Annotated in this window: 11 protein-coding genes and 1 pseudogene; 2 read left to right on the plus strand and 10 right to left on the minus strand. The window is 65.5% G+C overall.

Annotated features, from left to right (window positions below; translation table 11 throughout):
- Nucleotides 1-91 precede the first annotated feature (91 nt).
- Nucleotides 92-631 carry a TIGR02269 family lipoprotein gene (locus D7Y15_RS40050; protein WP_121755860.1) on the minus strand — a complete coding sequence of 180 codons (540 nt, stop codon included), beginning with the start codon at nucleotides 629-631 and terminating at the stop codon, nucleotides 92-94.
- 103 nt (nucleotides 632-734) lie between these two features.
- Here D7Y15_RS40050 and D7Y15_RS40055 point away from each other — a divergent pair, with 103 nt between their 5' ends.
- On the plus strand, nucleotides 735-1,331 hold the full coding sequence (locus D7Y15_RS40055; protein WP_233605270.1) for a plasmid pRiA4b ORF-3 family protein: 597 nt from the start codon (nucleotides 735-737) through the stop codon (nucleotides 1,329-1,331).
- Between the two features lie 8 nt (nucleotides 1,332-1,339).
- Here the strand turns inward: D7Y15_RS40055 and D7Y15_RS40060 are convergent, their stop codons facing one another.
- From D7Y15_RS40060 to D7Y15_RS40100, 8 genes are all read right to left on the minus strand, one after another.
- Complete coding sequence (locus D7Y15_RS40060; protein ID WP_121755862.1) at nucleotides 1,340-2,068, minus strand: double-CXXCG motif protein; 729 nt, start codon at nucleotides 2,066-2,068, stop codon at nucleotides 1,340-1,342.
- A gap of 26 nt (nucleotides 2,069-2,094) precedes the next feature.
- A complete protein-coding gene (locus D7Y15_RS40065) occupies nucleotides 2,095-2,745 on the minus strand; it encodes a TIGR02269 family lipoprotein (RefSeq protein ID WP_121755863.1) in 651 nt (216 codons plus the stop codon).
- A gap of 321 nt (nucleotides 2,746-3,066) precedes the next feature.
- The gene (locus tag D7Y15_RS40070) at nucleotides 3,067-3,795 is read right to left on the minus strand and encodes a double-CXXCG motif protein (protein WP_121755864.1); all 729 of its coding nucleotides are present in this window, start codon (nucleotides 3,793-3,795) and stop codon (nucleotides 3,067-3,069) included.
- A gap of 29 nt (nucleotides 3,796-3,824) precedes the next feature.
- Nucleotides 3,825-4,475: a TIGR02269 family lipoprotein gene (locus tag D7Y15_RS40075; RefSeq protein ID WP_121755865.1), complete on the minus strand. Its 651-nt coding sequence runs from the start codon at nucleotides 4,473-4,475 to the stop codon at nucleotides 3,825-3,827.
- Between the two features lie 321 nt (nucleotides 4,476-4,796).
- A complete protein-coding gene (locus tag D7Y15_RS40085) occupies nucleotides 4,797-5,525 on the minus strand; it encodes a double-CXXCG motif protein (protein WP_121755867.1) in 729 nt (242 codons plus the stop codon).
- Nucleotides 5,526-5,548: 23 nt separating this feature from the next.
- On the minus strand, nucleotides 5,549-6,199 hold the full coding sequence (locus tag D7Y15_RS40090) for a TIGR02269 family lipoprotein (protein WP_121755868.1): 651 nt from the start codon (nucleotides 6,197-6,199) through the stop codon (nucleotides 5,549-5,551).
- 321 nt (nucleotides 6,200-6,520) lie between these two features.
- Nucleotides 6,521-7,249: a double-CXXCG motif protein gene (locus D7Y15_RS40095; protein WP_121755869.1), complete on the minus strand. Its 729-nt coding sequence runs from the start codon at nucleotides 7,247-7,249 to the stop codon at nucleotides 6,521-6,523.
- Between the two features lie 28 nt (nucleotides 7,250-7,277).
- The gene (locus D7Y15_RS40100) at nucleotides 7,278-7,928 is read right to left on the minus strand and encodes a TIGR02269 family lipoprotein (protein WP_121755870.1); all 651 of its coding nucleotides are present in this window, start codon (nucleotides 7,926-7,928) and stop codon (nucleotides 7,278-7,280) included.
- A 57-nt stretch (nucleotides 7,929-7,985) separates the two neighbouring features.
- On the opposite strand from D7Y15_RS40100, the gene D7Y15_RS44455 reads away from it, so the two are divergent.
- The gene (locus D7Y15_RS44455; RefSeq protein WP_126935378.1) at nucleotides 7,986-8,468 is read left to right on the plus strand and encodes a hypothetical protein; all 483 of its coding nucleotides are present in this window, start codon (nucleotides 7,986-7,988) and stop codon (nucleotides 8,466-8,468) included.
- 50 nt (nucleotides 8,469-8,518) lie between these two features.
- On the opposite strand, the pseudogene D7Y15_RS40110 reads toward D7Y15_RS44455, so the two are convergent.
- Nucleotides 8,519-9,744 (minus strand): annotated as a pseudogene (locus D7Y15_RS40110) (bifunctional aspartate kinase/homoserine dehydrogenase I); the annotation flags it as partial.

The raw sequence follows: 9,744 nt of genomic DNA on the forward strand, positions 1-9,744 counted from the left end.
GCACCGCCGACCCGCCCGAGTCACCCCTCCAGCCCAGTCCCTGAACAGCTCACTCCTCGCGGCGCTCGCCGAGCACGGTCGGGGCCTGTCTTCAAGCGTCCCGGCACGTCACTGGCCGGACGGTTACGTTGCTATGGATGCGCCGGTGGACGTGTACGGGGATGGGGATCGTGTACTGGTGGATGTCGACGCCTCGTTCACTGAACCAACTGGCGAGGTCCTGGGCTTGGGGGAAGATGTGGTGCTTCTCGAACTTGCCCGCAGGCAATCGCCGCTGAGGAGGCACGGGCTTGGGGAGCCCGTGCCAGGGGAACACCATCACGGGTTCCGCATCGCCCGGAAGCCCCATGCTGCCGCCCCAGTTGCGCCGGGGCCCGCTTCCCGGCGCAGGAGCCACCGCCACGGGTGGAGGCCGGGGCGGCAGACCCCGCGCCAGCACTATCTCCTCAGGTACGTCCTCGCACCGGAAGAAGCCGCAGGCCGTGTCCCCACAGACCAGGGTCACACAGGCGTCGCTGCTCGCGTCAGCGCACTCCGCTTCAGCTTCATCCCAGCGCTGCTGGAGCGGCGTGCTGGACGCGCACGCTGCCATCCACAGCGTCAGGGCCAGGAACGTCAGGCTTTTCCTCATGGCGGAAAAGCCTAATTGACCGTGTCGTTTTCAACGCGTTCAATTCCCCGCGCACTCAAAGGATTTCTCGTTGATGGCAGGGATGGAAAAGAGGACTCCACTCATGGCCACTCGAAAGAAAACGGCTGCCACACCATCGATCCACGTGTTGCACGTCGAGTTGGTCGATATCGCGCCTGCAATCTGGCGAGAGCTTCAAGTTCGAAGTGACACTCCGCTCTCAAAGTTGCACGACATCCTGCAAGCATCCTTCGGCTGGACCAACAGCCACATGCACCTGTTCGAGGACAGCTCACGGCAGCAGTATGGAGATCTGGTCGACGGGGATGCCGACGACTTCAGTCTTGGCGGGCCACCGCTGTTGGATGAACGCAAGTACACCGTCGCGGATCTCGGCCCTCGGGCTCGCAGCGTCTTTGGCTACATCTACGACTTCGGTGACGACTGGGTGCACCGCATTCGTGTCAAGAAGGTGCAGCCTCCTGAAGCCGGCAAGCGCTACCCCACATGCACCGCCGGAGCACGTGCTGCTCCGCCCGACGACTGCGGCGGTGTCCCTGGCTATGAAGACCTGCTCGAGGCGCTTCAAGATCCGGAGCACGAAGATCACGATGAACTGCTGGAGTGGGTTGGCGGCTCCTTCGATCCTGAAGCGTTCGACCTGAAGGCCACGGACAAGGCGATCCGCACCATCAAGTGACTGGTCCCTCAGGAACGGACCGGGAGCTCCCGGAAGGAGATGCCGGTCCAACCGCCCTGCTCCACCGCGTCCTTGAAGCGGTCCGTGCCGATGAGGACGGTGCTGTAGTCGCCCAGGCGGAAGAGGTCGATGTCCGAGGGCAGGGAGGCCGCGTCGAGGAGGAGGTCCTCCGGGAGGCGAAGGCCCACGCGTCCACAGGTGGGACAAGGCGGTTCCAGGTCCGGGGGAAGGCAGTCGCGGTGCATCCGGCCGCGCAGTTCGAGTTGGAGCTCGAGGATGTCCGGAGGTGTTTTCTGACGGAACCGCAGCTCCGTCTTGCAGCCGAGAAGGCCTCGGATGCCGGCTGCCTGGAGGCTGTCGAAGGCGTCACGGCGCACGAGGATCCAACATCTTTCCAGACCCGAGAAGGGAGCGAACTGCCCCCATGCACGGCCTACCAGCGGGCCGAACTTCGTTCCGGGGGCAAGCTCGGAACCGGGGGGGGCCAGCGGGCGCACCAGCTCCCGGAGACGTGCGAACTCGTGGAAGGGTTCAGGCCGGGGTTCTTCGAACTCGCCTCGCTCGGGAAGGTCCGACAGGTCTACTGCGGGGTAATGGTCTCCCCAGGTGGACCAGGTGGCGCCACATCCCGGGCACTCCTTGATGCCAGGCAGGCCCCACTTCGGTGCGGCATCGAAGTCCCCGCTGGAGGGGTTCCAGATTGCTTTGTCGCGACGAAGCTCAAAGAAGCGGGTCATGGTCTCTGGAGTCAAATCACCGGAGGTCAGTTGTACCGCTGGATGGGACCACCCAACAGCTGAAACCGATAGATGAGTTCCCCAGCGTGTTTGAAGATCTCTGGAGGCTTGGCGAACCTGTTCGCCAAGCTGAACTCGCGCCAGGCCTCATTCCACATGCCCCCGTTGGGCCCATTGCTGTGGATGCGCCGGTGGACGTGCACGAGAATGGGGATCGTGTACTGATGGATATCGACGCCTCGCTCCTTGAACCACGCGGCAAGGTCCCGCGCCTGCGGGAAGATGTGGTGCTTCTCGAACTTGCCCGCCGGCAATCGCCGCTGAGGAGGCACGGGCTTGGGGTTGCCGTACCAGGGGAACACCATCACGGGTTCCGGATCACCCGGCAGCCCCATGCTGCCGCCCCAGTTGCGCCGGGGCCCGCTTCCCGGCGCGGGAGCCACGGCCACAGGTGGCGGCCGGGGTGGCAGACCCCGCGCCAACACCACCTCCCCCGGCACGTCCTCGCACCGGAAGAAGCCGCACTCCGTGTCCCCACAGACCAGGGTCACACAGGCGTCGCTGCTCGCGTCAGCGCACTCCGCTTCAGCTTCATCCCACCGCTGCTGGAGCGGCGTGCTGGACGCGCACGCCGCCATCCACAGCGTCAGGGCCGCCAACGTCAGAATCTTTCGCATGGCGGCAAAACCTACTCATATCCGGCGTTCCTGTGACCAACGTCAGGCTTGAAGACCTGGGCAACGCAACGACCCTCGACTCCCTTCCCGGGCTTGTCATCATCCGCGGAGACCTTCATGCCCGAACGCTGTCATCCGGCAACGGAGCCCGGATCTTCGTCGAGGGCTCCGTCCTCGTGGAGGACTGTCTCTTCGGCCAGCACGGCGACCTCCACTTTCGTCAGGCTGTGGAAGCCTCACGTGCCGGGCGGTCCCTGTTCCTTCCCGGGATCGAGGAGCGTTTTCCCCAGCGGTTGTCTTCACGACGGACAGCGTAGGACTTCAGGAACGGACCGGGAGCTCACGGAAGGAGATGCCGGTCCAACCGCCCTGCTCCACCGCGTCCTTGAAGCGGTCCGTGCCGATGATCATGGTGCTGAAGTTGTCCAAGCGGAACAGGTCTCTGTCCGTGGGCAGCGAAGCACCGTCGAGGATGGGATCGTCCGGACGACGAAAGTACTGATGTCCGCAGGTGGGACAGGGCGGCGCCAGGCCCGGAGGAAGGCAGTCGCGGTGCAGGAGGCCGTGTGGTTCGATCTGGAGTTCGAGAATGTCCGGAGGCGTCTTCTGCCGGAACCGCAGCTCCGTCTTGCAGCCCAGCAGCCCACGAACGCCGGCGGCCTGGAGACTGTCGAGTGCGTCGCGGCGGATGATCATCAACGAGGTTCCCTGCCAGGTGAACGGCCCGAACTGACCGGACGCAGTGCCCGTGAGCGGACCGAAGCTTGTTCCGGGAGGAAGCGATGTATTGGGTGGCACCAGCGGGCGCACCAGCTCCCGGAGACGGACGAACTCGTGGAACGGCTCGGCTCGGGGCTCCTCGAATTCCCGATGCTCAGGGATGAGTGAAAGGTCCACGGCGGGGTACTGACGTCCCCATCCAGCCGAGGTCACGCCGCATCCAGGACAATCCTTGATGCCGGGCAGGAACCATTTGTGCGTGGCATCGAAGTCTCCGCTGTAACGGGATGTGGCTGCTTCGTCGTCACGGAGCCAGAAGAAGGGGGGCATGGACCGTCAAGCCTCGGATGGGTGAAGGCTCAGTTGTACTGCTGGATGGGACCACCCAGCAGTTGGAATCGGTAGATCAGCTCCCCGGCATGCTTGAAGATTTCCTCTGCGGGAGCGCCTCCGTTCGTATTCCGGAACTCACGCCAAGCCTTGTTCCACAAGCCCCCCTTGGGAGCATCGCTGTGGATACGCCGGTGGACATGCACGGGGATGGGGATCGTGTACTGGTGGATGTCGATCCCCTTGAGCTTGAACCACGCAGCAAGGTCCGGGGCCTGCGGGAAGATGTGGTGCTTCTCGAACTTGCCCGCAGGCAGCTGCCGCTGAGGAGGCACGAGCTTGGGGGTCCCGTACCAGGGGAACACCATCACGGGTTCCGGGTCGCCCGGCAGCCCCATGCTGCCGCCCCAGTTACGCCGGGGCCCACTTCCCGGCGCGGGAGCCACGGCCACAGGTGGCGGCCTGGGCGGCAGTCCCCGCACCAACACCACCTCCTCCGGCACGTCCTCGCACCGGAAGAAGCCGCACGCCGTGTCCCCACAGACCAGGGTCACACAGGCGTCGCTGCTCGCGTCAGCGCACTCCGCTTCAGCTTCATCCCACCGCTGCTGGAGCGGCGTGCTGGACGCGCACGCCGCCATCCACAACGTCAGGGCCGCCAACGTCAGAATCTTTCGCATGGCGGCAAAACCTACTCATATCCGGCGTTCCTGTGACCAACGTCAGGCTTGAAGACCTGGGCAACGCAACGACCCTCGACTCCCTTCCCGGGCTTGTCATCATCCGCGGAGACCTTCATGCCCGAACGCTGTCATCCGGCAACGGAGCCCGGATCTTCGTCGAGGGCTCCGTCCTCGTGGAGGACTGTCTCTTCGGCCAGCACGGCGACCTCCACTTCCGTCAGGCCGTGGAAGCCGCACGTGCCGGTCAGTCGCTGTTCCTTCCCGGGGTCGAGGAGCGCTTCGCCCAGAGACTGCCTTCACGACGGACAGCGTAGGACTTCAGGAACGCACGGGCAGCTCACGGAAGGAGATGCCGGTCCAATCGCCCTGCTCCACCGCGTCCTTGAAGCGGTCCGTGCCGATGATCATGGTGCTGAAGTTGCCGACGCGGAACAGGTCCCTGTCCGTGGGCAGCGAAGCACCGTCGAGGATGGGATCGTCCGGACGGCGGAAGGCCTGTCGTCCGCAGGTGGGACAGGGTGGCGCCAGGTCGGGAGGAAGGCAGTCGCGGTGCAGGAGACCGTGTGGTTCGATCTGGAGTTCGAGAATGTCCGGAGGCGTCTTCTGCCGGAACCGCAGCTCCGTCTTGCAGCCCAGCAGCCCACGAACGCCCGCAGCCTGGAGGCCGTCGAGTGCGTCGCGGCGGATGAGCATCAGCGAATTCCCCAACCACGTGAAGGGACCGAACTGACCGAAGGCGCGGCCTTCGAGTGGACCGAATTTCGTTCCGGGAGGGAGCTCGGCATGGGGCGGGGCCAGTGGCCGCACCAGGGCCTGAAGACGCAGGAACTCGTGAAGGGGTTCAGGTCGATGCTCTTCGAATTCCGCATGCTCGGGGATGAGCGAGAGATCCACGGCCGGATACTCGTGTCCCGCCTCAGACCAGGTAGCGCCACACCCCGGGCAGTTCTTGAGACCCGGCAGTCCCCACTTATGTCCTGCGTCGAAGTCCGCGCTATAGCGTGCTGCCGCCACCTTGTCGTTGCGCATCCAGTAGAAGAGGGACATGTGCTGTGGGATTCGTTTGAAGATCAGTTGTACTGCTGAATGGGACCGCCCAGAAGCTGGAAGCGATAGATGAGCTCTCCGGCATGCCGGAAGATTTCCGGTGGTGAAGCGCCTCGATTCTCTTCTTTGAAGTCACGCCAGGCCTCGTTCCACATGCCTCCCTTGGGCCCATTGCTGTGGATGCGCCGGTGGACGTGTACGGGGATGGGGATCGTGTACTGGTGGATGTCGACGCCCCTTTCCTTGAACCACTCAGCAAGGTCCCGCGCCTGCGGGAAGATGTGGTGCTTCTCGAACTTGCCCGCCGGCAATCGCCGCTGAGGAGGCACGGGCTTGGGGTTGCCGTACCAGGGGAACACCATCACGGGTTCCGGATCACCCGGCAGCCCCATGCTGCCGCCCCAGTTGCGCCGGGGCCCGCTTCCCGGCGCGGGAGCCACGGCCACAGGTGGCGGCCGGGGTGGCAGACCCCGCGCCAACACCACCTCCCCCGGCACGTCCTCGCACCGGAAGAAGCCGCACTCCGTGTCCCCACAGACCAGGGTCACACAGGCGTCGCTGCTCGCGTCAGCGCACTCCGCTTCAGCTTCATCCCACCGCTGCTGGAGCGGCGTGCTGGACGCGCACGCCGCCATCCACAGCGTCAGGGCCGCCAACGTCAGAATCTTTCGCATGGCGGCAAAACCTACTCATATCCGGCGTTCCTGTGACCAACGTCAGGCTTGAAGACCTGGGCAACGCAACGACCCTCGACTCCCTTCCCGGGCTTGTCATCATCCGCGGAGACCTTCATGCCCGAACGCTGTCATCCGGCAACGGAGCCCGGATCTTCGTCGAGGGCTCCGTCCTCGTGGAGGACTGTCTCTTCGGCCAGCACGGCGACCTCCACTTTCGTCAGGCTGTGGAAGCCTCACGTGCCGGGCGGTCCCTGTTCCTTCCCGGGATCGAGGAGCGTTTTCCCCAGCGGTTGTCTTCACGACGGACAGCGTAGGACTTCAGGAACGGACCGGGAGCTCGCGGAAGGAGATGCCGGTCCAACCGCCCTGCTCCACCGCGTCCTTGAAGCGGTCCGTGCCGATGATCATGGTGCTGAAGTTGTCCAAGCGGAACAGGTCCCTGTCCGTGGGCAGCGAAGCACCGTCGAGGATGGGATCGTCCGGACGACGGAAGCCCTGTCGTCCGCAGGTGGGACAGGGCGACGCCAGGTCGGGAGGAAGGCAGTCGCGGTGCAGGAGACCGTGTGGTTCGATCTGGAGCTCGAGAATGTCCGGAGGCGTCTTCTGCCGGAACCGCAGCTCCGTCTTGCAGCCCAGCAGCCCACGAACGCCGGCGGCCTGGAGGCCGTCGAGTGCGTCGCGGCGGATGAGCATCAGCGAGGTCCCCTGCCAGGTGAACGGCCCGAACTGACCGGACGCAGTGCCCGTGAGCGGACCGAAGCTTGTGCCGGGAGGAAGCGATGCATCCGGTGGCACCAGTGGGCGCACCATTTCCTGGAGACGGACGAACTCATGAAACGGCTCGGCTCGGGCCTCCTCGAATTCCCGATGCTCGGGGATGAGCGAAAGGTCCACGGCGGGGTATTGACGCCCTGATCCACCCCATGTCAGGCCGCACCCCGGGCAATTCTTGATGCCTGGGAGTCCCCACTTGTGCGCGGCATCAAAGTCCCCGCTGTAACGGGAGGTGGCGGCTTCGTCGTCGCGCAACCAGAAGAAGGGGGGCATGGACCGGCAGGCCTCGGATGGAGAGCGCTCAGTTGTACTGCTGGATGGGACCACCCAGGAGTTTGAAGCGATAGATGAGCTCGCCCGCATGTTTGAAGATTTCTTGAGGGGGAGCGAGTTCGTTTGCGTCCTTGAACTCACGCCAAGCCTGATTCCACATGCCTCCGCTGGGCCCATTGCTGTGAATACGCCGGTGAACGTGGACGGGAATGGGGATCGTGTACTGGTGGATATCGATCTCCTTTCTCTTGAACCACTCCGCAAGGTCCCGCGCCTGCGGGAAGATGTGGTGCTTCTCGAACTTGCCCGCCGGTAGCTGCCGCTGAGGAGGCACGGGCTTCGGGGTCCCGTACCAGGGGAACACCATCACCGGTTCCGGATCACCCGGCAGCCCCATGCTGCCGCCCCAGTTGCGCCGGGGCCCGCTTCCCGGCGCGGGAGCCACGGCCACGGGTGGAGGCCGAGGTGGCAGTCCACGCGCCAGCACCACCTCCCCGGGCACATCCTCGCACCGGAAGAAGCCGCAGGCCGTGTCACCACAGACCAGGGTCACACAGGCGTCCGCGCTCGCGTCACCGCACTCCGTCTCAGCTTCGTCCCACCGCTGCTGGAGCGGCGTGCTGGACGCGCACGCCGCCATCCACAGCATCAGCGCACAGAACGTCAGGCTTTTCCTCATGACGGAAAAGCCTAGTCATAGACCCGTGCGTCCCCGCCACAGTGGTAGCGTCAGCCCATGGGCTTCTGGAAGTCGCTATTCGGGAAGAAGAGCAAGGAGCAGCGGGTGACTTCGAGGGTCATCTCCGTGCTGCCGCCAGAGCGATTCCTGGCTGGAGGACTCCCCCTACACGCGATCGCGGGAACGCTGCATGACCCTCACGGAGGGCCCGATGGCTTCGAGGTGAACCCAGCCTTCGTGGCACTTCTCCACCAGGTCGTCCGCGAGTGCGCTCCAGCCGATCCAGCCGCCCAGGCCGAGGCACAACGCATCGGCAAGGGGTGGCTCTACATCTCGGATCAACGGCTGCCTCCGGGTGGGGAGCGTGTGCCCCCAGAGGACATCATCGGCTACTTCACCGTCGAAGACGGACGAATCACCGCCGAGGGCTATACCCCCAACGCGGGCCACTGCGTCTTCACGCACCACGGCCTCGTCCGCCTTCCTGGGATGCTCCAGGAAATCCTGGTCACACGAGCCGCCGAAGACATCCGGGAGTGAAACAGAAGCGGCGTGCTGGACGCGCACGCCGCAAGCCACAACACCCACGCTCAGGGCAACGGCCCCTCCACCAATCGCAACACATCCGCGAGCACCCCCGCCGCCGTCACCGCCGCGCCCGCGCCATACCCTCGAATCACCAGCGGCGTGGGGCTGTACCGCTCCGACAAGAAGCTCAGCGCGTTCTCTCCGCCCTTCACCGCCGCCAGCGGATGCTCCAGCGGCACCGGTACCAGGCCCACGCGCACGCCCTCCGGTCCCACGCTGCCCACGTAGCGCAGCACCTTCCCTTCCTTCCGGTGCGCGTCCACCCTCCGCTGGAAGATCTCGTCCGCCTGCGGCAGCCGCGCCAGGAACTCCGGCAGCGGCCCCTTCGCGTCGAACTCCTCCGGCAACAGCGACGCCAGCGCCACCTCCTCCAGCTCCAGCGACCGCCCCAGCTCTCGCGCGAGGATGAGCACCTTGCGCGCCACGTCCGTGCCCTCCAGGTCGTCGCGCGGATCCGGCTCCGTGAAGCCCTTCTCCATCGCCGTGCCCACCGCCTTCGACAGCGGCACCCCGGCCTCCGTCAGCCCCAGGATGAACGACAGCGAACCGGACAGGATGCCCTCCACCCGGTGCACCGTGTCTCCTGTGCGCAGCATGTTCTTCAACGTGTCGATGACCGGCAGCCCCGCCCCCACGTTCGTCTCGTAGAGGAACCTCCGCTGGTGCCGCACCGCCGTCTCCCGCAGCGCCTTCCAGTGCTCCTGCCGCCCCGCATTGGCTTTCTTGTTCGCCGTCACCACATGCAGCCCGGACGCCATCAACGCCGGATACCCCAGCGCCACGTCCTCGCTGCTCGTGCAGTCCACGAAGATGGGCCGGCCCGGACGCCGCGCCTTCGCCCACGCTCGGAACGTGTCCAGCGTGAAACCAGACTCGCTCGCCTCCAGCCGCGCCTTCCATCCGTCCAGCGCCACGCCCTCCGGCGCCACCAGGCTGTGTCTGCTGTTGGCAATGGCACACACCCGCAAATCCAACCCATGCGCCCGCAGCTTCGGCGCCTGCTGATGAATCTGTCGCAACAGCTCCCCGCCCACCGTGCCCACGCCCGCCACCAGCAGCTCCACCACCTCCGTGGTGCCAAAGGCCTTGCGGTGCACGTGTGCCATTGCACGCGGCCCGTCCTCGCGCGAAATCACCGCGGAGATGCTCCGCTCGCTCGACCCCTGCGCGATGGCCGCGATGCTGCAATCCACGTCCGCCAGCGCGCTGAAGAACGTCCCCGCCACGC

This window comes from Corallococcus sp. AB030, assembly GCF_003668965.1.
In the GTDB taxonomy this organism is placed as follows: Bacteria; Myxococcota; Myxococcia; order Myxococcales; family Myxococcaceae; genus Corallococcus; species Corallococcus exiguus.